We start from the raw sequence: 22752 nt of genomic DNA, 5'->3' as shown, positions 1-22752 counted from the left end.
GTATCGACTCCGCGAACCAACATCTTTACGCTCGCAATTTCGTCGTTCAATGTTCGACTTTTCAAATGGTGCCGAAGGCCGGACTCGAACCGGCACGGCTTGCGCCACTGCCCCCTCAAGACAGCGTGTCTACCAATTCCACCACTTCGGCTTTGATGATCTCCGGGCTCAGGGCTCCGGCGTTTCCTCTCCCTCAGGCTGGGCGGCCTCCATCGCCGCACCGCCGGCACCCTCTTCACCCGCGCCTTCCGGCGCCGGAACCACCGGGACGTCGTCGGTCTGCGACGGCGTGCTGACTTCCGGTACCTCCAGCGTCGGCACGTCGAAGGCCGGAACCTCCGGCGTGCTTTGTTCGATTTCACCCATCACGCCAAGATCCGGGCCGGCAGAGGTGCTGGCGACGCGGCTGGCGAGCACCGCCATCGTCATGCTGACGGCAAAAAACGCGATCGCCAGCAAACCGGTGGTGCGGGTGAGAAATGACCCGGATCCGCGGGCCCCGAAAACCGTGCCTGAAGCACCGGCGCCGAAACCCGAACCGGCGGCGGCACCCGGCCCCCGCTGGATCAGGATGATGGCGATCATCGCGATCGCGATTAACACCTGAATAATGCTGAATATGGCGTCCATGTAACTATCCGTTCAGATCACTGCACTCAGACCCGCGCGCCTCAGGCTTGTTCCCCGGCGTGGCAGATCGGCAGGAAATTTTCGGCAGACAACGAAGCACCGCCAATCAGGCCGCCGTCGATGTCCGCCATGGCAAACAGCTCGCCGGCATTGCTGCCCTTCACGCTGCCGCCGTAAAGAATGCGAAGTTGACCGCCTATTGTAGCATCCAATGCGGCGATTTTGGACCGGATAAACGCGTGTACGTCCTGCGCCTGTTCCGGGCTCGCCGTGACGCCGGTGCCGATGGCCCATACCGGCTCGTAGGCCAGCACGCAGCGGCCTAAGCCAGCTATTTCGAGCTGATCGATGACGGCGTCAATCTGTTCGGCGACCACCGCTTCGGTGGTGCCGGCCTCGCGCTGCGCGAGCGTCTCCCCGATGCACACGACGGGCGTCAGCCCGGAGCCCAGCGCCGCTTTGGCCTTGAGCGCTACCTGCTCATTACTCTCGCCGTGAAGGGTACGGCGCTCGGAGTGTCCTACCAAGGTCATGGTGGCGCCACAGTCACCGATCATCGCGCTGCTGGTTTCGCCGGTGTAGGCACCTTGCTCATGGACGCTCACATCCTGCGCGCCGACTGCAACCGGCGAGCCTCGGACCAGCTCGACCGTGGCCGCCAGGTATGGCCCAGGCACAAACACCGCCACGTCCACCGACGACTCCGCCGGCAGCCCCGCGCTGATCGCCTCGACCAGCTGGCGGTTACCCGCGAAGCTTCCATGCATTTTCCAGTTGCCGGCGACCATCACGCGGCGCATAGACATCACTCCCCGAAAATTGACGCGCAAGGATAACGGCGGCGTTGCGGGGGCGCAAGCCTGACGAGGTGGCCCTGAAACAGGACCTCATGGACAGGGGGTCAGGGGCAGCTCAGACCAAACGGCTGGCCGGTGAATCGCACCAGGGACAGGCTCCCGGCCTGATCTGACCCGCCGTCGAACGCCCCCTCGTACTGAACCGCCAGGCCGTTACAGGCGGAGAAGCTAAGCGTCGCCTGGCCCCAGGGGCGGTTGAACACATCCTGCGGATTGAAGGCGGCGCCAAACTGCGCGCCGGCCGGTTCGACCAGCGACAGCGGCTCAACTATGCCGCTTGCCGGGTCAAAGGCTGCGCTGCCCACCAGCCAGCGCTGGGCGCCGTCGTGGTAGGTAAACCAGCTGAAAAACAGCGTCGGCTGGGCGCCCCGCGTTTCCAGGTCCACTACCACACCTTCGCCAGCCCGCGCCGGATCCCACCAGGCGCCGGCGCTGCCCGCGCCCAGGCTGGCACCCGCCGCGCCTTTGGCATCCGAGTTGTCGGTGCAGCCGGGCTGCTGCAGCAGGTCGCTGAGCAGCGGCAGGAACTGGCGCTGGCCGCCGCCGATTTCGGGTGGCCCCTGATAGCGCCACAGCAGCTGATCGCACGCAACTCGGGTGAAGGTGACGCTGCCCCAGACGTCAAACGCCACCGCATCAGCGTCAAAATCAGCGCCGAAGCTGCCGCCCGAGGTGCTCAGCAGGTCCATGGTGACCTCCGTCTGGTCAGGCTCCAGGCTCACCGGCCCGGCAGCCAGCCAGAGCTGCTCACCGCCAACGTGCGTATACCAGGTCACAAACAGGGACGGACCGCCGTCCAGGGTGCCCACCTCAACCATAATCCCCTCGCCGGCGCGCTGCGGGTCGTACCAAGCCCGGCTGTCAGCCCCCACCAGGCCAGCCAGCGAGCCGCCTTGGCCATTGATCGCGTAGATACGTCCATCGTTGGCTCCCGCCACGTCCACCTGACGAGCGCCGACCAAAATCTCGGGGTTGCCGTCCCGATCGAGATCGCGCCCGACGGCGAGCCGATCACCGACGCTATCGTCTACCGCTTCGCCGAGGAGCTTCTGCCCCTGGTCACTGGCGCTCAGGCCCGCGACTTCCACCCGCGCCGGAAAGCCGCCGGCTCGGCCGTAGACCACATAGACGGCACCCGCCTCCTGGGCGCCCTGGCCGTCCGCCTTGGCGCCAACCAGGAAATCGTCCAGCCCGTCACCGTTGAAGTCACCCGCACCCGCGATTGCGTCACCGAGTTCCTGCCCCGGGGCGCCGACCAGCACAAAGCCATCGCTGCCGTCGCCGCCGTTCTCCGGCAGCAGCCCGGCCAGCGAATAGCTCTCCGGCACCGGTCGCGAGGCTGGCCGACCATAGAACACGTAGACGCTGCCGCTGTCTTCGCCGTTGTGGTCAGCCAGGGGCGCACTCACCGCCAGATCCGGCCGTCCATCACCGTTGACGTCGCCCAGGCCGGCCACCGCTTCACCCGCCTGGTCCTCGGCCACGTCGCCGAGCAGGCGGTGGACAAAAACCCGCTCCTCTTCAAGCGACAGGTTAAGCCCGCTGCCATAGCCCTCACCCGGACCCGATACACGGCCGGGTATCAAAAAGCCCGCGCTGTTGCCAATGCCGTCCGACGCGCTCGCGCTGGGTGAACCCATCACAAAATCATCGAAACCGTCCCCGGTAAAATCGCCCGTAGCGGCCAGGCGGCTGCCCAGCGCGCTTGAGGCCACGTCGCCGATAATCTGAAAGCCTTCGTCACCGGTGCCGAGGTTGTCGCGCAGATCGATGAGCCGCTGAACCGCCGGCCACGGGTTATCGGCCGAGCGGCCATAAAGCACGTTGATGATCCCCGGCCGCGGGGTCCGACCCGCGCCGAAAAAGAGGCTGCCAATCACCATATCTGACCGGCCGTCGACGTTGACGTCGATGTTGCCGACCAGGGCGGTGCCGGACCGGCCACCGGCCTGACTGCCCTCCAGCACAACACCAAAGCCGCTGTTGACGTTGTCTGAGGTCCGCAGGTTGCTCAGAAAGAACTCCGCCGGCATCGGGTCAGCGGCGCTGCGACCGAAAATCAGGTAGACACCGCCGCCCCCCAGGGCGTTTTGCATCGTGGTGGAGCCGATCAGCAGATCGTCGATACCGTCGCCATTCACGTCGCCAGCGCTCGCCAGCGCGTTGCCGACGTTTTCGTTGGTGAGCTGGCCAAACAGGACAAAGCCGCGGCTGCCGTCGCCGCCGCCAGCCGCCGTGAGCCCGGCCAGATCGATTTGATCGAAGCCTTCGCTGCTGCCGAAGACCACGTAGACGGCACCGGCGTTGTTGGACGTACCGTTGGCACCGACAACGTCGAAACCCTGCGCGGCGATCGCCAGATCGTTGATGCCGTCGCCGTTGTAGTCGCCGTCCCCGCTCACGGCCCAGCCGAGGAGGTCCCCGGCTGAAGCCCCGTCAACGGCCGCGCCGTTGCTGTCCGAGACAGCCTTCGTCAGGTTCAGCTCAATGGATTGCGCCAGCACGTCAGCGCAAAGCCATAGCCCCAGAAGAGCCGACAGGCTCTGGATCTTGTTCTTTTTCAACATCGTGGCACTCGATGAAAAACAGCACTTTTATTGTAGGGCGACTGACCAAGTACGCAAGTCGTCGTAGTTCAGCGCCCTGGGCGCTGGCCCGATCAACCCGCTGGCTGAGGCCTGAGTGAGGACGAAGAAAAGGCTGACTAATGCGTATTCGGGCCAGAATCGGAGGCTTCCGGGGCCGGCTAGCGAGGCGTCGGATGCTCCACCCAGGCCTCACGCTTGAGGTAGCTGTCGAGGTGCTCCTGAAAAATCGCTTTGACTTCCGGGTCCTCCTCCATCGCCAGCGCCTCCCGCTGAGCCACCTCAGCGCTCAGAAAATCGCCGGCGGCCGCGTAGGCGGCGGCGAGGTTGTCCATCTGATTGGCGGTCTTCATGCCTCGTCGATAGACCTGATCGAAGGCCAGGCGCAGCGCGCGGGATCCATCGCGCTGACCCTCCACCGGGCAGGTCGCCAGCACCCACACGAGATTGCTCTGGGCGGTCTCGTGACCCACCGCGTCCGCTTTCTCCAGCCAGCCGGCCGCGGCGGTACAGTCGGGCGTGCTGCCGTCCAACCCCTGAAACAGGTACATACCAAACAGCGCCTGGGCATCCGCCAGCCCGGCCTCAGCCGCGCCGCGAACCCAGGTCATCGACTGCCCTTCATCGCGCAGGCTATCGAATCGGTTAAGCATGACGCCGAGGCGGAACATGGCGTGAACGTGCTGCTGGCGCGCTGCCTGCAGCAGCCAGTCCCGGGCCTGTTCCAGCTCGGACTGCGACGCGTGGTTTTCCATGTACCAGGTACCGAGCCCGTACTGCGCGTCAGCGTCACCCCGGTCGGCCAGCTGGGCCAGCAGCGTCACCCCGGCGGGAATCGTCTCGCCGACCGCGGTCCTCAGGCCCGATGCAAACGTCAGCAAAAGCAAAACGGGCAGCATCACCCGCCGGGCTCTGATCGACGTGAGATCGACGCGCGCCACCGTCAGCTTTTGAGCCCGATTTCGACCAGCCGCTGCTCGAGGTAGTCGTGCGACGACAGCGCCTCGGGGTAGCGGTTGGGCCGATCTTCGCTGATACAGGTCGACAGCGTTTCGATCATAAAATCGGCGTTGGGATGCAGGAAAAAGGGAATCGAGTAGCGCGGCTTCAGCGCCTCGTCCCCGGGCGGATTCACCACCCGGTGGGTGGTCGACGGAAACACGTGGTTGGTCAGCCGCTGCATCATGTCGCCGATGTTGCACATGATGGCCCCGGGAACCGTGGTCACGGGTACCCAGTCACCGCTGCGGCTCAAAATTTCCAGGCCCGGCTGCTCGGAACCGATCAGCAGCGTGATCAGGTTGATGTCTTCGTGCCGTCCCGCCCGCACCGATGGCGTTTCTTCCTCGATGGGCGGATAGTGAATCGGTCGAAGGATGCTGTTGCCCTCGTTGACCCGGGAGTCGAAGTAGCGTTCGTCCTGTCCAAGGTAAAGCGCCATCGCTTGCAGCACGCGGCGACCCAGGTCGTCGAGCGCCTCGTAGAGTGCGTAGGCGTTTTCCCGGAACTCGGCCACCTCCGTGGGCCACTGGTTGGGCGGCATGCGGTCTCGCTGCGGATGATCGACCGGCAGTTCCCGGCCCACGTGCCAGAACTCCTTGAGGTCGGGATGCTGCGCATCCTTGGCCGTTTCGATCCCGATGCCGGTATAGCCTCGGGCCCCGCCCTCACCGGCGGCATACGCCTGCTTAACCGCCGCGGGCAGCGCAAAAAATTCCTGGAACACGCGATACGCGGAGCCCATCACGGCGTCGCTGATGCCATGGTTGCGGATGCCGCAAAAACCGTAGCGCTGGTAGGCCTCGCCCAGCGCCGTCACAAACCCTTCGGGATCGACCTCAAACGTCGACAGGTCCAGCGTCGGGACCTTCTGGGTTTCCTGCACTAGCTAAATTCCTCCTGTACCACCTGCGCCAGCTGCTGCGCGAGTTCGTCAACCTGGCCGCCACGTCGACCCTCGACCGTCACCCGAACCACAGGTTCGGTGCCGGAAGGACGGAGAATCACCCGGCCGTCATTGCCGAGGCTCGCCTCAACATCTTTGACGGCGTCGAGCACGGTGGCGGAGCTGTCCATCGCCACCTTACCCTTCACCGGCACGTTGATCATGGTCTGCGGAAACTTCTCAAAGCCATGGGCGGCCTGCGCCAGGGTCTGCCCGCTGGAGGACAAAATCTCCAGCACCTCCAGAGCACTGATAATGGCATCGCCGGTGGTGGTTTTGTCAAGACAGAGAATGTGCCCGGACGCCTCACCACCCACCAGCCAGCCACGCTTGAGCAGCTGCTGGTGCACAAAGCGGTCGCCGACGTCAGCCCTCACGAAGTTGATGCCCCGCTCTCGGAAGCAGGTCTCCAGCCCAAAGTTGGTCATCAGCGTGCCGACGATACCGCCACCGAGGCGGCCCGCGTCCTCGCGGTGTCGGGCGATGATGTAGAGGAGCTGATCACCATCGATCAGCTCGCCGGAACCGTCGACCATCTGCACGCGGTCGCCGTCGCCGTCGAACGCGATGCCAAGATCTGCCTGGTGTTCCACGACCGCCTGCTGCAGCAGCTCAGGATGCAGGGACCCGGCCTTTTCGTTGATATTGAGCCCATCGGGCTCGTTCCCGATGGCAACCACCTCCGCACCCAGCTCGGTGAACACGGCTGGCCCCACGTCGTACGTGGCACCGTTGGCGCAGTCGAGCACCATCTTGATGCCGGCCAGCGAGCTTGTATAAGGAATGGTGCGCTTGCAAAACTCGACGTAGCGCCCGGCCGCATCTTCCACGCGCTGAGCCCGTCCTAAGCTGCCGGAGTCCACTGTGCTGAACGGCCGGTCCAGCTCCAGCTCAATCTCTGCCTCCACTTCGTCCGGCAGCTTCTCGCCGGCGCTGCTAAAGAACTTAAAGCCGTTGTCGTAATGAGGATTGTGCGAGGCGCTGATCACGATGCCGGCGCCGGCTCGCAGGGTGCGGGTGATAAATGCCACCGCGGGGGTCGGCATGGGTCCCAGCAGTCGAATATCGGCCCCGGCTGCCGCCAGACCGGCTTCCAGCGCGGCCTCAAACATATAGCCCGAGATACGTGTGTCTTTGCCGATCACCACCAGCGGAGCGCCGCGGCGTCGCAGCACGCTACCCATCGCATGGCCCAGCTTGAGGGCAAACTGGGCGTTGATAACCTCATCCCCGACACGGCCCCGAATGCCGTCAGTACCAAAATATTTTCGGCTCATGGTGGTTTCCCCTGGCCGGCGTTCCCTGGCCGACCATCGTTTAAGTTGAGTTGTGTCGCAGCGCGCGTACGCGTTGCCAGACCTGGCGCATATCGTGGTGCTCCGCCACGTCGTGAACCCGCAGGACGTGGGCGCCACCGTCCAGCGCCAGCTGCCCTGCCGCCAGCGTTCCGGCAAGCCGTTCGTCAACCGCCCGATCCAGCAGCTGTCCAAACATCGACTTGCGGGACACGCCAACCAGCACGGGGCAGCCCGTCGACTGTAGCTCAGGCAAGCGCGCGAGCAGGGTTAAATTGTGTTGCAGCGTTTTGCCAAAACCAAAGCCCGGATCGATCATGATTCGGCTCCGGGTGATGCCGGCTCCCTCGCAGCGCTGCACCGCGTGCTCAAGAAACGCCGCGACCTCATCCACCACCTCAGCATAGTCTGGATTCGTCTGCATGGTGAGCGGTGTACCGCGCATGTGCATCAGGCAAACGGCGGCGTCACTTTCCGCGACCGCCTCCAACGCACCTGGCCGCGACAGGGCCCGTACGTCGTTGACCAGCTGAGCACCTGCAGCCAGCGCGGCCCGCATGACCTCAGGGTGAGAGGTGTCGACCGAGATCGGCGTTGCGATCCGGGACGCCAGCGCTTCAACCACCGGCACAACCCGCGCCAGCTCCTCTTCGGTGCTGACCGGCTCCGCGCCCGGTCGGGTGGACTCCCCGCCAACGTCGATCAGATCAGCACCTTGCGCCGCCATCCGCTCGGCAGCCGCCACGGCGCGGTCCAGCGTAGCGTAGCGACCGCCGTCAGAAAAAGAATCGGGAGTGACGTTCAGCACGCCCAGCAGCGCCGGCTTTGGCAGCGTCAGCGGCCCGACCGTAAAGGTGTCCGAAGGTTGCGTCACCATGGCAAGAGATCGTGCTGCACAAGCCGGCCAAAGAAAACGCGCCGGTGGAAAGGATGGGGCCCGAACGAGGTTCGGGCCCTAGGTTCTCTGTCTGGGTCTCTTAGTGCTGTTCGGCCGGGCCGCCCAGCGGGGGCTCGTCCTGGGTCGAGGCGGTGACGCGAGAACCGCCGCTGCCGGTGTCGTCGTCCGGCGTGTCCCACCAGTCGCGCGGTGGTCCGGGCGTGCGTCCGTCCATGATGTCGTCGATCTGACCGGAATCGATCGTCTCGTACTTCATCAGGGCCTCGGCCATGACGTGCATCTTCTTCTCGTTTTCCTTGAGCAGGCGAGTCGCCCGACCGTAGGCTTCATCGAGAATGCGACGGACCTCCGAATCAATCTGCCGGGCCGTCTCTTCGGCAACCGCCTTGTGCTGGGTGACCGAACGACCCAGGAAAACCTCCTCCTCCTGCTCGCCGTAAGCGACCGGTCCGAGCGCGTCAGACAGACCCCAGCGCTGAACCATCAGGCGCGCGAGATCGGTAGCCCGCTCGATGTCGTTGGAGGCACCGGTTGTAACCCTGTCCTTGCCGAAGATCAGCTCCTCGGCAATCCGGCCGCCGTAAAGGCTGCACAGCTGGCTCTGGAGCTGGGTGAGGCTCTGGCTGTACTTGTCCTCCTCAGGGAGAAACATCGTGACACCCAGCGCTCGCCCGCGAGGGATGATGCTGACCTTGTAAACCGGGTCGTGCTCAGGCACCAGCCGGCCGACTATTGCGTGACCCGCTTCGTGGTAAGCGGTCAGACGCTTTTCGTCTTCGCTCATCACCATCGAACGACGCTCGGCGCCCATCATCAGCTTATCTTTCGCGCGCTCGAAGTGCTCCATGTTGACGTCTTTGGAGTCCTCGCGAGCCGCAAACAGCGCCGCCTCATTAACGAGGTTCGCGAGGTCCGCCCCCGAGAACCCCGGCGTGCTCCGGGCCAGAACCCGGGCATCAACGTTGGAGCTGTAGGGCACCTTTCGCATGTGCACTTTGAGGATCTGCTCGCGACCGCGCACGTCCGGCAGCGGCACCACCACCTGGCGGTCGAAGCGACCGGGGCGCAGCAGCGCCGGATCGAGAACGTCGGGGCGGTTGGTTGCGGCCACCACAATGATGCCCTCGTTGCCCTCAAAGCCGTCCATCTCAACGAGCAGCTGGTTCAGAGTCTGCTCGCGCTCGTCGTGCCCGCCACCGAGACCGGCGCCACGATGGCGGCCGACCGCATCGATTTCGTCGATGAAAATGATGCACGGCGCGTGCTTTTTGGCTTGATCGAACATGTCGCGCACTCGAGAGGCGCCGACACCGACAAACATTTCGACAAAATCCGAGCCGGAGATCGTAAAGAACGGCACCTTGGCCTCGCCCGCGACCGCCTTGGCCAGCAGCGTCTTACCGGTACCCGGCGACCCAACCATCAGCACGCCGCGTGGAATTTGACCACCCAGGCGCTGGAACTTGCCCGGGTCCTTCAGGAACTCCACCAGCTCGGTGACTTCCTGCTTGGCTTCCTCAACGCCGGCAACGTCTGCGAAGGTGACCTTCACCTGATCCTCGCCCTGCAGCCGCGCGCGTGACTTCCCAAAGGACATGGCTCCACGGCCGCCACCACCGCCCTGCATCTGGCGCATGAAGAAGATCCACAGGCCGATCAGGAGCAGGAACGGGAACCAGGAAATAAAGATGTCCACCAGCAGCGAACGACGCTCGGGCGGCTTCACCTCGATCTGCACGTCCCTTGTGACCAGATCGTCGATCAGCTTTTCATCGTCCGGCGCAAAGGTTTCGTTGATATCACCATTGCTCGACTCGTAGGCGATAACCCGGCCGTCGGGCGACTCTTGAATGCGGACCTTGGAAACCTGGCCGTTGCGAACTTCGCTTAAAAACTCCGAGTACGCGACCGGAGCATTTGCGGATCCGCGCGGCGAGAAGGTGTTGAACACCGACATCAGGACAACCGCGATGATGATCCAAAGGACCAGGTTCTTTGCCATATCGTTTCTCAATGCTCTACCTCTTGAAAGGACGCGCCGCTCGGCGGCTTTGCGCCCACCCTTGCCTTACGAAATCGGCAAGTGTCAACTTCTCTTGACCGGCACGATAGCACCGCCTCTCAGCGTGCGCCACGTGCCAAAACGTACACCTCTCGGCTCCGGGGTCGGGACGCTTTGGGTTTGACCACGCTGACGGTCGAAAAATCCGTCCGCAGCTGCCTCACCAGTTCGTCAAAACCCTCACCCTGAAACACCTTCATCAGCAGCGTGCCGCCTTTGCGGAGGTGCTGCCGGGCGAAGTCTTGCGCCAGCTCCACCAGGTACATCGCACGCGGCTGGTCGACCGCGCGCATACCGGAGATATTGGGCGCCATGTCCGATAACACAAGATCGACCGGCTGACCCTCAAGCGACTCCGTCAGGGCCGCCAGCGGCTCGTCTTCGGTGAAGTCGCCCTGAATCAGCAGCGCGCCCTCCATCGGCTCGATCGGCAGCAGGTCCAGACCCACCGCCCGGCCCTTGCCCTTAAGCCAGCGAAGCACCAGCTGGACCCAGCCCCCGGGAGCAGCGCCAAGGTCCACCACGGTCATCCCCGGTCGGACCAGCTGATACCGCTCCTGCAGCTCCTGCAGCTTGAATGCTGCCCGCGACCTTAGTCCCTCGCGCTGCGCGCGAAGCACGTACTCGTCGTCGAAATGCTCAGCCAGCCATTTCTTGCTGCTCTTGGATCTCGCCAAGGGTCACCGACATAAGCGATACTGGGACGGACACTATCCCACACCAGATGAGAACATTGTGAACAATCTGACCCGCAGCCAGACGCGCTTTCTGCGCGGCCTGGCGCATGGACTAAAGCCGGTTGTTACGGTCGGCAATAACGGCCTGACGGAGGGTGTGCTGGCGGAGCTGGAGCTGGCGCTGGACACGCACGAGCTGGTCAAGCTAAAGCTGCGCGGCGACCGGGAACAGCGCAGCGGCTGGATCGACACCGTTCGCGACTCAACCGGGGCAGCGGTGGTTCAGCAAATCGGCCAGGTGTGCTGCCTTTACCGACCGCACCCGGAGAAACCGCAGCTGGCCCTGCCCCGCTGATGGATCTGACGCTTCATAACGCGCCCCCCAACGCCATTCGCAGCCTGAGCGACGACGGCGTGATCATCGGGCAGCAGCATTACACCCAAAGCCTGCTCGTTTCCGGCCAGCAGCTAAACGCCGAGTGGTCGGTGACCGACGCCGCTCAGCTCGACCGCGACCAGGCGGCGATGATGCTCGACTGGCGGCCGGAGCTGGTGATCCTGGGCACAGGCGCCACGTTGACCTTTCCACCGCCGCCCTTCGCAGCCTCGATTATGGCGGCTCACGTCGGGCTGGAGTCGATGCACAACGCCGCCGCCTGCCGCACTTTTAACATCCTGCTCGACGAGGGTCGGGCGGCCATGCTGGCGCTGATCTTTCCGGTGACCTAAGAGTCGCCGGCGGCCACAGGCCTTAATCGAACAGCGGTGTTTCCTCAACGCCGCAGGCACTGGAGATTTGCCGCAGGCGACGGAGCGCCTGGATCTGGATCTGGCGGACCCGTTCCCGGGTCACACCCATTTCCCGACCGACATCGGACAGCGTTTGGCTGGTATAGCCGTGCAGGCCGAAGCGTCGTTCCAGCACCTCCCGCTCGCGGTCGGGCAGGCGCCCCAGCCACTCATCGACCTGTCCCCCCAGCCGATTGTCCGCAACGATTTCGCACGGGTCGGGGTTGTTGTCGTCCGCCAGGGCATCGAGGAGCTGGCGGTCGCCGTCTGTCCCCATGGGCCCGTCGATGGAGGTCGAGCGTTCGTTCAGACAGGCCAACCGATCCACCTGCTCGAGCGAAACGTCAAGCTGCTGCGCAATCTCTTCGCGCGTCGGTGCCCGATCGAGCTGCTGCGCCAGTTCCCGCGCTGCGCGCAGGTAGGCGGCCACGTCCCGCACCACGTGGATCGGTAGTCGCACCGTCCGTGCCTGGTTCATGATGGCGCGCTCCACCGCCTGGCGAATCCACCAGGTGGCGTAGGTGGAAAAGCGGAAGCCCCGTTCGGGATCAAATTTTTCGACGGCCCTGATCAAGCCGAGATTGCCTTCCTCTATAAGGTCTAACAGCGGCAGGCCGCGATTGGCGTAGCGGCGGGCGATATTGACGACCAGTCGCAGATTCGATTCGATCATCCGCTGGCGACCGTTTTGATCGCCCTGGCGCCAGGCCCTGGTGAAGTGAACTTCCTCCTCGGCGGTGAGCAGCGGCGCGGCGCCGATCGACGAGAGGTAAACGGTGGTTGAGTCTGCGCTGGCTGCACCAACACCGGATGCCATTGGCTCCAGCGCTGACGAGCGCTCCTGCGCTTTCAGTGCATGCATATTCCCTTATCCCTGCCTGATCCTCAGGCGTCGTTCCATCCTTGAAACGCCATGCTAGCCCAAACACCTCAAATCTTTGTTAAAAAACCGTGCACCACCCTTGACGTTTAGCGCTTCGGCAGGTGTTTCCGGGGGTTGACCGGTTTTCCGTTTTCCCGAATTTGGAAGTGCAGTCGTGACTTTTGACTGCCATTCGACCCAACTTCGGCGATCTTTTCCCCAGCACCAACCGCCTGCCCTTCCCTCACAAAACGCTGGCGGTTGTGGGCGTAGGCGCTGAGATAGCGATCGCTGTGTTTAATGATAATGAGCTCGCCATACCCCACCAGCCCGTTGCCGCTGTAGACCACTTCCCCGGCTGCGGCCGCCTGGACCGCGGTGCCCGGGGCGGCCGCAATGTCGAGACCTTGAAGGTTGGGCGCCGCGTTCGAAAACTCGGCCAACACCTTTCCCTCCAGAGGCCAGCGCCAGGCGACGGCCCCGCTGGTGGCGGCCGGTTTGGGTTTGGCCGGGGTCGCGGCGGTGGCTCGCGGCTTCGCTGACGGTCGCACTGCGGGGGTATTGCTTGAGGCTGTCGGGGGAGTCGCGGCGGACAGCCTCGGCGTCGACTCCTGGGCTCTCGGCGGCGGCGCCGCTGTCGATGCAGTTGACGATGTTCGAACCGGAGTCGCCACAACCCGCGGCGGATACAGACGCAGCGGCTGCTGCGGATGGATCACAAACGGCGCCTGAACGCGATTCCAGCGCGCCAGATCCCGATAGTCCAAACCATAGCGCCAGGCGATGGCGTAAAGCGTGTCCCCGCGCTTTACCGTATAGAACGAGGGGCGCTGAATCCGAGTAGATCCGGGCGCCGCCGGCTCATAGCGCGGCGCGGGTCGGCGCTTTTCCGGCGGCGCGGCGCGATAGCTGCACGCCGCGAGCGCGGTGACCAGAAGCGAGACCAGGGCGATCGAAAGCCGCCCGGTGGGCCGGCGCCCTAGTGGCGCAGCCACAGCACCGCCGCCACCACCAGCACCACCAGCAGCCAGCCCAGTACCTCAACGTACTGCCGAATCTTGTCCGCCGCCTTGACGCCGCCCAGCCGGATCAGGCCAGCCACCAGGAAAAACCGGCCGCCCCGACCGATCAGGGAGCCGATCGCAAAGGGCAGCAGCGCCATGCCGACAGTGCCGCTGGCGATGGTAAAGATCTTGTACGGAATCGGCGAAAAGCCCGCCAGCAGGACCACCCAGAAGCCATACTCCTGAAAGCCAGCTTGCGCTTTTTCGAAGGTTTCCCAGTAGCCGAAGCGATGGAGCAGCGGCTCGATCAGCTCGAACGCAAAGACCCCGATCAGATAACCAAACAGGCCACCCAGCACCGACATCACCGTGCACAGGCCCGCCAGCTGGAGCCATCTTGCCGGCTTGCCGAGCACCATGGGAATCAGCATCACGTCCGGCGGCACCGGAAAAAAGGTGGACTCGGCGAAACTCAATCCCGCCAGATAGCGGGGCGCAAGACGGTGCTGCGACCAGCGCAGCGTCGTGTCGTAGAGCGGCGCAAACAGCCCCATTTAGGGCCTGCGAACGCTGCGGAAATGGACCCTGCCGGAGTCCCTGTTTTCGTCCGGCAAGGCGGAGGGAGCGCCGTTTAGCACCGCTAAACAAGCGACTGACAACGCCGCCGGCGGGAACAGGGGCCCGGCCCTGCGGGTTGCCCCTGAAAAAGCGTCACTGGGCGTTGCTCGTCGTTCATTTGGACCCACCAGATTTCTCTCCTCGCGCCTACATTGACGCTTTTTCAGGGGCAACAGGATTCATTTCCGCAGCGTTCGCAGAACCTATTCCAGCCCACTAAGCAGCGGCACAAACACCACCGCCCCAAGATCCTGCCGGCGGAAACCCGCCGCCCGCCGCGAGAACTTAAGCAGCCGCTGAACGCCGCCCACCGGCCCCACCGGCGCCACCAGCACACCGCCGGGCGCCACCTGATCGAACAGCGCCTGCGGCACGTGGTCAGCGGCGGCGGTGATCATGACGCCGTCATACGGCGCGTTCTGGGCCCAGCCCTCGCCGCCGTCCGCCTGCTTGGCGCGAATGTTGCGGATCTTCAGATGGCGAAAGCGTCGCCGCGCCTGCCGCGACAGCTCATCGATTCGCTCCACCGTAAACACCTGCGGCACAAGCAGCGCCAAAACGGCGGCCTGGTAACCCGACCCGGTGCCGATTTCCAACACACTCTCCAGCGGTCCGTCCGTCAGCAGCGCCTGCGTCATGGTCGCCACCACCAGCGGCTGCGAAATGGTTTGCCCGCGTCCGATGGGCAGCGCCGTATCCTCGTACGCGCGGCTGGCCATGGCCTCGTCGACAAACTGATGGCGCGGCACGGCGGCCACCGCGTCCAGCACGCGCTGGTCGGTGACCCCACCCTGGCGCAGCCGCTCGATGAGCCGCTGGCGCGTGCGCGCAGAGGTCATGCCGATGCCGGCGACCGACTGCGTACCCGGGTTGTTCAACGGCGTGACACGTCCGTCGTCGCGGCGGGCGCGGCAGCCTCCGCCGGGTTGGTCAGCGCCCGGTCCAGGCCACTGACCCAGCTGCCCACCGTTTCCAGCGCCGTGTAGCGGGTCAGATCCACGTGGATCGGCGTGACCGACACGCAGCCGCGGCTGATCGCGTGAAAATCGGTACCGGGACCTGCGTCCAGCGCGGGACCGGCCGCGCCGATCCAGTAAACCGGTCGCCCGCGGGGATCGTGCTGCTTGACGAACGGTTCAGCGCGATGGCGGTGCCCCAGCCGGGTCACTTCAAAGCCGGCAACCTGATCCCAGGGAATATCCGGCACGTTGACGTTGAGTATCGTGTCCGCCGGCAGCGGATCGCTCACCAGGCGCTGGACAATCTGCACCGCCGCCAGCCCGGCGGTCTCGAAGTGACGCGGCCGGTTGTCATAAACCAGCGATACGGCCACCGCCGGCAGCCCGCAGTAGCGCCCCTCCATGGCGGCGGCGACGGTGCCGGAATAGATCACGTCGTCACCGAGGTTAGCGCCGGCGTTAATGCCGGAAACCACCATGTCGGGTTCCGGGTCCAGCAGCCCGGTCAGCGCGAGGTGCACGCAGTCGGTAGGCGTTCCGGCGACGCGATAGCGGTGGCCGGCATGGTGCAAAATTCGGATGGGCGCGCTCAGCGTCAGCGAGTTGGACGCACCGCTGTGGTCGCGGTCGGGCGCCACCACGGTGACCTCGGCGACCCGGCTGATCTGACGCTCGAGCATCTCGATGCCCGGCGCGTCCAGTCCGTCGTCGTTGCTGATCAGAATATGCATCCGTGCGCTTCTCAAAAAAGAAGCGGGTAATATACTGGAATTGCCCGGCAGCCGCCTGAATGAGTCACCGTTTCACCCGCCATGAGCCCGCCCCCGCCCAGCGATTCGACCAAGCCACCCAAAGGCGATTCGCGAGCGCCGGAGGCCGATGATCTGGATCTTTTTCGTCAGGAGATGGCCGACGTGCGGCCCATCAAAAGAACCCGCGAGCGCCGGCGCAAACCGCCCCCGCCACCGTCGAATCGACACAGCCGCGCCGACGAACGCCGGGTGATGGACGAGCTGAAGCGGGGCGAGATCGACTGGGCCGAGGTCGAGTCCGGGGAGGAGCTCAACTTTGTCCGCGACGGTTTGTCGCCCAAGCTGCTGAAGAAGCTGCGCCGCGGTCAGTACAGCGTCGGCGCCGAGCTCGACCTGCACCAAATGAACATCGAGGCCGCGCGGGTCAGCGTGCTGGACTTCATCGACTACTGCCAGCAGCGCGGCATCACCTGCGTCAAAATCATTCACGGCAAGGGCTTGCGCTCAAAGTCGCGCGGTCCGGTGCTGAAGGGTTTGACCAACAGCCTTTTGCGCCGGCGCAAAGCGGTGCTCGCCTTCACCTCAGCCCGCCCAAACGACGGCGGAACGGGCGCGGTTTACGTGCTGCTGAGCGCCGGCTGAGCCGGCGCGATACGGACTGCGCCGGCAACCCCTGGCACGGGCCAAGCGACCCTGGCGTCTGTAGGGTAATGCTCTCGACTTAGGCCGGCAGATGAACGAACCCGCTCAGCCCGCAAATACGCCGGACGCCGCTCCGGCTAACGCCAGCCGCTCGCCGCGGCCAACGGTCCCCGACGCTGCGCTCCGGCGCGCTCGCCGGCGAAGCATCACCGCGTTAGTACTGGTCCTCCTGCTCGCAGCGACGGCAGCCGTCCTGCTCTGGGATCTGGAGATGGATCTGGTTCAGCTGCTCACCGACGCGCGGCAGACGCCGGCGCTGCTGATTTCCAGCGGCGTCAGCTACGCGCTGTTGCTGGCGCTGCCGTTTATGCCGGGCATCGAGCTGGGGCTGCTGATGATGCTGGTCTTCGGCAAGGTCGGCGCCCTCGTGGCCTATCTGGCCACTCTCGCCGGTCTGAATCTGGCCTTCGGCGCCGGCGTTTATCTCCGCGGCCACTGCCTTCAGCTCCCCATCCTGCGCCGCTGGCGGGAGCAGGCGCGCCACTTTGACGATCAGCGGGATGCCGCGCTGGCCGGCCACCGGCTGACCCACCGTGCCGCGGGCTGGCTGAGGAACCGCGGCGGTCCGGCGGACTACGTGCTCCTCGGGCTCCTGCTCAACGTGCCGGGCAATTTTCTTCTGGGCGGCGGTGGCGGCATCGCGCTGCTGGCCGGGCTGTCGGGCCGCCTGGGCTGGCCCGGGTTTGTCCTCACCGTCGCGCTCGCTACCTGCGTGGTGCCCCTGCTGGCAGCTACCGGCGCCATCGATCTACGAGAGTGGCTTATCTACCTCACGGACTGAGCGTCAACATTGATCAGCTCCCGGAGCACAACGGTGGCAAACTCGCCGCGCGCCAGCTCAAAAGACAGGCTGAGCTGGTCGCCGTCGACCGTCCACTGAAAATTGTGAGGTCTCAGGCTCAGGCGGCGGCGCGCCGGCCGGGCGCCCGCAGCATCGAGACCGCCGGTCAGCTCGGGGTGACGCTCCAGCAACGCCTTCTCCCAGACTGGCCATAGGGTGCCGCCCGACCGACCGTAGAGCGGACCGGTCGGCGTAACGTCACCCGCCACACGGCGCGCCCGCAGCTCGTCTGTCATTGATTCGGGGCCAAAGATGGAGCGCGTGCCGGCCAGCATCCAGATATCGCCGTCCCGCCCCATGGCCCAGTCGCCGTCGCGCACGCGTTCGGCCAGCACCTCGTTGAATAAAAATGCGCGAGCCGTCGAGTGGAGCAGCCCTTCGAGGTGGCGGCCGCGTCGCCGCGAGCGCTGTCCACTCTGCTGGGCCGCGTACCAGCTTTGGACCTGTCGCAGGTTGTCGCCGTTGCGGCCGAAACGCTGTCCGCCGAAGTAGTTGGGGACACCCTCGCGCGACACCTGGTCACAGCGTCGGCTGAGGTCATCGAGCTCCAGGCGGCAGTCCCTCAGCAGGATCTGAAAGCGATTGGCGCGGTGGGTACCGCGGCGCAGCTTTTTCTGGTGGCGAACGCGCTCCAGAATCTCTATTCCCGGGCTGAGCGCGTCGGGGAGGTCAGGATCGGGCAGACCTGGCAGGTGGAGGCTGAACCACTGGGTGGCCACGGCCTGCCGGTCCTTGAGACCCGAATAGCTCACGGCCCTGGCGGGCAGTCCGGCACCCTCGGCCAGCAGCTTTGCAACGTCCGCGGTGTTAACCGCACGCTTGGCGACCCGAAGCCAGAGGAATTCGCCCGTGCCCGTCAGGTCGAGATCGAGCAGCTCATCCACCACAAAGTCGTCGGGCTGAACTTTCAGCCGGCCCGTGGCGGTCGGGGGTGGGTTTACGGTGGGCCAGTCAGGCAGCCGGGAGGTCGGCTGCGAGGCGGTGACGTCGGTCAGCGCGAGCTCCGGCCGATTTCGACGATCTGATAAAACGACTCATCGGGGCCCAGCAGCCCCAGCTCGCTTCGCGCCAGCTCCTCGACCGCTTCCGAGCCGGTCTTCAGGTCCTGGACCTGAGCCCGCAGCGAGCGATTGCGATCCAGCAGCCGCTGATTCGCCGCCTGCTGGTCCTCCACCGCGCGCTGCAGCCGCCAGCTATCACGCAGGCCACCCTGCGCGAACCACAGCTGCTGCTGAAGCAGCAGGAGAATCGCAATAAACATGAGGTTGATCAGTCGCATAGCGCCACTTAATCACGTGATTTGCGCATTGTCACCGGTGCCGGATGAAAGGTCAACGGTGGAACCCGCGCCGCCGAAGCGGCCCGATCAGCCCAACCAACGACTGAATGCGGCCTGTCCCGCATACCGGGCCTCAGCCCCGAGCGCCTCTTCGATCCGCAGCAGCTGGTTATATTTGGCCACGCGATCAGACCGGCAGAGTGAGCCGGTTTTGATCTGGTTGGCGCTGCTGGCGACCGCCAGGTCAGCGATGGTGGTGTCCTCGGTCTCGCCGGAGCGATGTGACACCACCGAGGTGTAGTCAGCCTGGGTCGCCATGCCGATGGCGTCCAGCGTCTCGGTCAGCGTGCCGATCTGGTTGAACTTGATCAGGATCGAGTTGGCCACGCCCGTATCGATGCCGCGCTTGAGAATCTGCGTGTTAGTCACGAAAAGATCATCGCCGACCAGCTGCGCCTTGCCGCCCACCTTGTCGGTCAGATACTTCCAGCCGTCCCAGTCGTCTTCAGCCATACCGTCTTCGATGCTGATGATGGGGTACCGGCTCACCCAATCCGCCAGGTAGTCGGCAAACGCCTCCGGCGCAAAGCTGCGACCCTCCGATTCCAGGACGTACTCGCCGTCCTTAAAGAACTCGGAGCTGGCCACGTCAAGGCCCAGATAGATTTCGCGCCCCACCGCATAGCCGGTCTGCTCGATCGCTTCCAGCAGGGTCTCCACGGCTGCTTCGTTGGAGCTCAGGTTGGGCGCAAAGCCGCCCTCGTCACCCACCGCCGTGTTCAGGCCCTGCTGCTTGAGCACCGATTTCAGGCTGTGGAACACCTCCGTACCGCAGCGCAGCGCCTCGGAGAACGATCCCACCCCGATGGGCAGGACCATAAACTCCTGCATATCAACGCTGTTGTCCGCGTGCGCGCCGCCATTGAGGATATTCATCATCGGCACGGGCAGCTCGGGCGTCACCGTTTCACTCAACAAATGCTCCCAGAGCGGCAGACCCGCGTTCAGCGCACGGGCGTGGGCCAGCGCCAGGGACACACCGAGCGTGGCGTTGGCGCCGAGCGTCGCCTTGTTGTCGGTGCCGTCGAGCGCAATCATGGTCTCGTCGATCTCGCGCTGATTGTCGCCGGACATGCCCTGCAGCTTGCCGGCGATCGCGCCGTTGACGTTGTCGACGGCTTTCCGCACGCCTTTGCCAAGGTAACGGTCCGGATCACCGTCGCGCAGCTCCAGCGCCTCCCGAGCGCCGGTGGACGCGCCAGACGGCACGGCGGCACGACCCACGTGTCCGCTGGACAAACGCAGCTCTGCTTCCAGCGTCGGATTGCCGCGCGAATCCAGGATCTCCCGGGCGTGGACCTGTTCAATGGTGCTCATGCTTGGACCTCTTATTTTAGGTAGACGGGTTCAGTCGGGATTCCATGTAGGGCTGGGACTTGGCCACCAGATCGAGCTGCTTCAGCTGGGCCAGCAGCACCGCCATCATGGGTAGCGGCCAGGCGTTGGGCCCGTCGGACAACGCGTTTTCCGGATCCGGGTGTGTTTCCATAAACACGCCCGCCACGCCGACCGCAACCGCAGCCCGCGCCAGCACCGGCACGTGCTCGCGCTGACCGCCGGACGAGGCCCCCTGCCCGCCGGGCAGCTGAACGCTATGGGTTGCGTCGAAGACCACCGGGCAGCCAGTCTGTCGAAGCGTCGGCAGCGACCGCATGTCCGACACCAGGTTGTTGTAGCCGAAGCTGGCGCCGCGTTCGCAGACCATCACCTGCTCGTTGCCGGTCGAGCGGGCTTTGTCGACCACGTTCTGCATGTCCCAGGGCGCCAGAAACTGGCCTTTTTTGATGTTGACCGGCTTGCCCTGGCTGCAGACGTCGAGAATAAAGTTGGTCTGCCGGCAGAGAAAGGCCGGGGTTTGCAGCACGTCGACCACCGCGGCTACCTCCGCCAACGGCGTGTCTTCGTGCACGTCGGTCAGAACCGGAACGTCGAGCTCTGCCTTGACCTTTTCCAGGATCTGAAGACCCGTCTCGATGCCCAGACCGCGAAAGCTTTTCAGGCTCGAGCGGTTGGCTTTGTCGAACGACGATTTGTAGATCAGCGGGATGTCGAGACCCTCACAAATCTCCTTGAGCTCACCCGCCGTATCCAGCGCCAGCTGCTCGGACTCGATGACGCAGGGGCCGGCGATCAGGAAGAACGGCGAGGCGTTGCCCGCCTCAAAACCACACAGCTTCACGAGTTGACGGCCGCGTCGCGGCTGGCGGTTTTGTATTCCCGGGCAGCGCGGATAAAGCGCGAAAACAGCGGATGGCCGTCGCGCGGTGTGGACGTGAACTCCGGGTGGAACTGGACCGCCACAAACCACGGATGGTCCGGCAGCTCGACAATTTCTACAAGGTTCTGGTCGGTGGAAAATCCGACCAGCGCCAGGCCTCGCTGGGTCAGCAGATCCCGATAAAAGTTGTTGAATTCATAGCGATGGCGGTGACGTTCAGAAATCACCTCAGCACCGTACACGTCAGCGATCAACGACCCCGGCTCGAGATGACAGTCCTGCGCCCCAAGGCGCATGGTGCCGCCCAGGTCACTGTTCTCATCGCGCTGTTCAACCTCGCCGTTGGGGCCGCGCCACTCGGTGATCAGGCCGATCACCGGATGCGGGCTCTCCGGGTCCATTTCGGTGCTGTTGGCCCCCTCCAGCCCGCAGGCCTCGCGAGCGAAATCCACCACCGCCACCTGCAGCCCCAGGCAGATGCCGAGATACGGAATCCCGTTTTCTCGCGCGTAGCGCGCGGCGGCTACCTTGCCCTCGAAGCCACGCTCGCCGAAACCGCCGGGCACTAAGATCGCGTCAGCGCCTTCCAGGCAGCTTGGGCCTTCCACCAGCACGCGCGCTGAGTCGACGCGCTGGATATTCACCTTTATCCCCTGGTGCAGCCCGCCGTGGTCCAGCGCTTCGGTCAGCGATTTGTAGGCGTCGGAGTGCTCCATATATTTGCCGACCATGGCCACCGTGACGTCGGACTTGGGCCGCTTGTTGGCGTCCGCGACCGCCTGCCACTTAGACAGGTCGGCGTCCCGCGCTTCCAGGCCCAGCCGCTCGATCACAATCTCGTCGAGCTCCTGGGTGCGGAACCACAGCGGCAGCTCGTAGATGTTGGGTACGTCCACCGCGGAGATAACCGCCCGCTCCTGGACGTTGGTGAACAGCGCAATCTTGCGCCGATCCTCTTCCGACAGCGACTGCTCGCTGCGGCAAAGAAGGATGTCGGGCTGAATACCGATCGACCGTAGCTCTTTAACCGAGTGCTGCGTCGGCTTCGTTTTGATCTCCCCGGCGGCCTTGATGAACGGTACCAGCGTCAGGTGCATGAACAGCGCCTGGCGGGGTCCGAGCTCCACGCCGAGCTGGCGAATCGCCTCGAGAAACGGCAGCGACTCGATGTCACCCACGGTGCCGCCAATCTCGATCATCGCGACGTCGAAGCCGTCCGAGGCGCGCCGGATACAGGCCTTAATTTCGTCGGTGATGTGGGGGATGACCTGGACGGTGCCGCCCAGGTAGTCGCCCCGCCGCTCCTTGCGGATCACGTTCTCGTAGATCTGACCCGTGGTGTAGTTGTTGTCCCGGCTCATGCGGGTGCGGACAAATCGCTCGTAGTGTCCGAGGTCCAGGTCGGTCTCCGCGCCGTCTTCGGTGACGTAGACCTCACCGTGCTGGTACGGGCTCATGGTGCCCGGGTCAACGTTGATGTAGGGGTCGAGCTTCATCAGCGTCACCTTGAGCCCGCGGGCCTCAAGGATCGCCGCCAGCGACGCGGCGGTAATGCCTTTACCCAGCGACGAAACCACGCCGCCGGTCACAAAAATCAGCGCGGCCATGCAGCACTCCAGGGGTTGTTGACCCGATGCGTGCACGGACGCCACAGGTGGGGGTGAGAGAGTCGAAATCCGTTAGACATAACGGGCCGGTATTGTAGCCGATTCCCGGCGG

General features: G+C 64.6%; 22 protein-coding genes, 1 tRNA gene and 1 pseudogene. 4 read left to right on the top strand and 20 right to left on the bottom strand.

Annotated elements, in window-relative coordinates:
- Nucleotides 1-66: 66 nt before the first annotated feature.
- From AAF358_17885 to rlmE, 10 genes are all read right to left on the bottom strand, one after another.
- Nucleotides 67-151: transfer RNA gene (locus AAF358_17885), tRNA-Leu, on the bottom strand.
- Nucleotides 152-168: 17 nt separating this feature from the next.
- On the bottom strand, nucleotides 169-630 hold the full coding sequence (secG, locus tag AAF358_17880) for a preprotein translocase subunit SecG (protein MEM7707433.1): 462 nt from the start codon (nucleotides 628-630) through the stop codon (nucleotides 169-171).
- Between the two features lie 41 nt (nucleotides 631-671).
- A complete protein-coding gene (gene tpiA / locus AAF358_17875; GenBank protein ID MEM7707432.1) occupies nucleotides 672-1436 on the bottom strand; it encodes a triose-phosphate isomerase in 765 nt (254 codons plus the stop codon).
- Between the two features lie 95 nt (nucleotides 1437-1531).
- Entirely contained in the window at nucleotides 1532-4054 is a 2523-nt protein-coding gene (locus AAF358_17870) for an integrin alpha (GenBank protein MEM7707431.1), read from the bottom strand.
- Between the two features lie 179 nt (nucleotides 4055-4233).
- The gene (locus tag AAF358_17865; GenBank protein ID MEM7707430.1) at nucleotides 4234-5013 is read right to left on the bottom strand and encodes a tetratricopeptide repeat protein; all 780 of its coding nucleotides are present in this window, start codon (nucleotides 5011-5013) and stop codon (nucleotides 4234-4236) included.
- Between the two features lie 2 nt (nucleotides 5014-5015).
- Nucleotides 5016-5957, bottom strand: a complete 942-nt coding sequence (locus tag AAF358_17860) for a 2-oxoglutarate and iron-dependent oxygenase domain-containing protein (GenBank protein ID MEM7707429.1) — start codon at nucleotides 5955-5957, stop codon at nucleotides 5016-5018.
- Nucleotides 5957-7294, bottom strand: a complete 1338-nt coding sequence (gene glmM, locus AAF358_17855) for a phosphoglucosamine mutase (protein MEM7707428.1) — start codon at nucleotides 7292-7294, stop codon at nucleotides 5957-5959. Before glmM ends, AAF358_17860 begins: the two co-directional genes overlap by 1 nt.
- A gap of 40 nt (nucleotides 7295-7334) precedes the next feature.
- Nucleotides 7335-8189, bottom strand: a complete 855-nt coding sequence (gene folP, locus AAF358_17850) for a dihydropteroate synthase (GenBank protein ID MEM7707427.1) — start codon at nucleotides 8187-8189, stop codon at nucleotides 7335-7337.
- Nucleotides 8190-8289: 100 nt separating this feature from the next.
- Complete coding sequence (gene ftsH / locus AAF358_17845) at nucleotides 8290-10212, bottom strand: ATP-dependent zinc metalloprotease FtsH (GenBank protein MEM7707426.1); 1923 nt, start codon at nucleotides 10210-10212, stop codon at nucleotides 8290-8292.
- 119 nt (nucleotides 10213-10331) lie between these two features.
- Nucleotides 10332-10949: a 23S rRNA (uridine(2552)-2'-O)-methyltransferase RlmE gene (gene rlmE, locus AAF358_17840; protein MEM7707425.1), complete on the bottom strand. Its 618-nt coding sequence runs from the start codon at nucleotides 10947-10949 to the stop codon at nucleotides 10332-10334.
- Between the two features lie 55 nt (nucleotides 10950-11004).
- Here rlmE and yhbY point away from each other — a divergent pair, with 55 nt between their 5' ends.
- Nucleotides 11005-11304 (top strand): ribosome assembly RNA-binding protein YhbY, encoded by a 300-nt coding sequence (gene yhbY, locus AAF358_17835; GenBank protein MEM7707424.1) that lies wholly within the window; start codon nucleotides 11005-11007, stop codon nucleotides 11302-11304.
- Entirely contained in the window at nucleotides 11304-11678 is a 375-nt protein-coding gene (locus tag AAF358_17830) for an MTH938/NDUFAF3 family protein (GenBank protein ID MEM7707423.1), read from the top strand. Before yhbY ends, AAF358_17830 begins: the two co-directional genes overlap by 1 nt.
- 22 nt (nucleotides 11679-11700) lie before the next feature.
- Here AAF358_17830 and rpoS read toward each other — a convergent pair.
- The 5 genes and pseudogenes from rpoS to surE all read right to left on the bottom strand — a co-directional run bounded on the left by rpoS (nucleotide 11701) and on the right by surE (nucleotide 15912).
- Nucleotides 11701-12582: pseudogene (rpoS, locus tag AAF358_17825) on the bottom strand (RNA polymerase sigma factor RpoS).
- Nucleotides 12583-12707: 125 nt separating this feature from the next.
- Nucleotides 12708-13595, bottom strand: coding sequence for a peptidoglycan DD-metalloendopeptidase family protein (locus tag AAF358_17820; GenBank protein MEM7707422.1), 888 nt, complete (start codon nucleotides 13593-13595; stop codon nucleotides 12708-12710).
- Nucleotides 13580-14158, bottom strand: a complete 579-nt coding sequence (locus tag AAF358_17815) for a YqaA family protein (protein ID MEM7707421.1) — start codon at nucleotides 14156-14158, stop codon at nucleotides 13580-13582. The genes AAF358_17820 and AAF358_17815 overlap by 16 nt, the downstream gene beginning before the upstream one ends.
- 267 nt (nucleotides 14159-14425) lie before the next feature.
- Nucleotides 14426-15061 (bottom strand): protein-L-isoaspartate(D-aspartate) O-methyltransferase, encoded by a 636-nt coding sequence (locus AAF358_17810; GenBank protein MEM7707420.1) that lies wholly within the window; start codon nucleotides 15059-15061, stop codon nucleotides 14426-14428.
- 35 nt (nucleotides 15062-15096) lie between these two features.
- Entirely contained in the window at nucleotides 15097-15912 is an 816-nt protein-coding gene (gene surE / locus AAF358_17805) for a 5'/3'-nucleotidase SurE (protein MEM7707419.1), read from the bottom strand.
- 81 nt (nucleotides 15913-15993) lie between these two features.
- Between surE and AAF358_17800 the strand changes: the two genes are divergently transcribed.
- Nucleotides 15994-16575, top strand: a complete 582-nt coding sequence (locus AAF358_17800; GenBank protein MEM7707418.1) for a Smr/MutS family protein — start codon at nucleotides 15994-15996, stop codon at nucleotides 16573-16575.
- A 91-nt stretch (nucleotides 16576-16666) separates the two neighbouring features.
- Nucleotides 16667-17416 (top strand): hypothetical protein, encoded by a 750-nt coding sequence (locus tag AAF358_17795; protein MEM7707417.1) that lies wholly within the window; start codon nucleotides 16667-16669, stop codon nucleotides 17414-17416.
- Here the strand turns inward: AAF358_17795 and AAF358_17790 are convergent.
- From AAF358_17790 to AAF358_17770, 5 genes are all read right to left on the bottom strand, one after another.
- Nucleotides 17401-18387 carry a tRNA pseudouridine(13) synthase TruD gene (locus AAF358_17790; GenBank protein ID MEM7707416.1) on the bottom strand — a complete coding sequence of 329 codons (987 nt, stop codon included), beginning with the start codon at nucleotides 18385-18387 and terminating at the stop codon, nucleotides 17401-17403. The two genes, AAF358_17795 and AAF358_17790, sit on opposite strands and share 16 nt — an antisense overlap.
- 80 nt (nucleotides 18388-18467) lie before the next feature.
- A complete protein-coding gene (locus tag AAF358_17785) occupies nucleotides 18468-18755 on the bottom strand; it encodes a septum formation initiator family protein (GenBank protein MEM7707415.1) in 288 nt (95 codons plus the stop codon).
- 87 nt (nucleotides 18756-18842) lie between these two features.
- Nucleotides 18843-20132: a phosphopyruvate hydratase gene (gene eno, locus AAF358_17780; GenBank protein MEM7707414.1), complete on the bottom strand. Its 1290-nt coding sequence runs from the start codon at nucleotides 20130-20132 to the stop codon at nucleotides 18843-18845.
- 16 nt (nucleotides 20133-20148) lie between these two features.
- Entirely contained in the window at nucleotides 20149-20994 is an 846-nt protein-coding gene (kdsA, locus tag AAF358_17775; GenBank protein MEM7707413.1) for a 3-deoxy-8-phosphooctulonate synthase, read from the bottom strand.
- Nucleotides 20991-22640, bottom strand: a complete 1650-nt coding sequence (locus AAF358_17770; protein ID MEM7707412.1) for a CTP synthase — start codon at nucleotides 22638-22640, stop codon at nucleotides 20991-20993. Before AAF358_17770 ends, kdsA begins: the two co-directional genes overlap by 4 nt.
- Between the last annotated feature and the right edge of the window lie 112 nt (nucleotides 22641-22752).

Source organism: Pseudomonadota bacterium (genome assembly GCA_039033415.1).
Lineage (GTDB): Bacteria > Pseudomonadota > Gammaproteobacteria > Xanthomonadales > SZUA-38 > JANQOZ01.
This window is presented reverse-complemented; position numbering and strand designations above follow the sequence as displayed.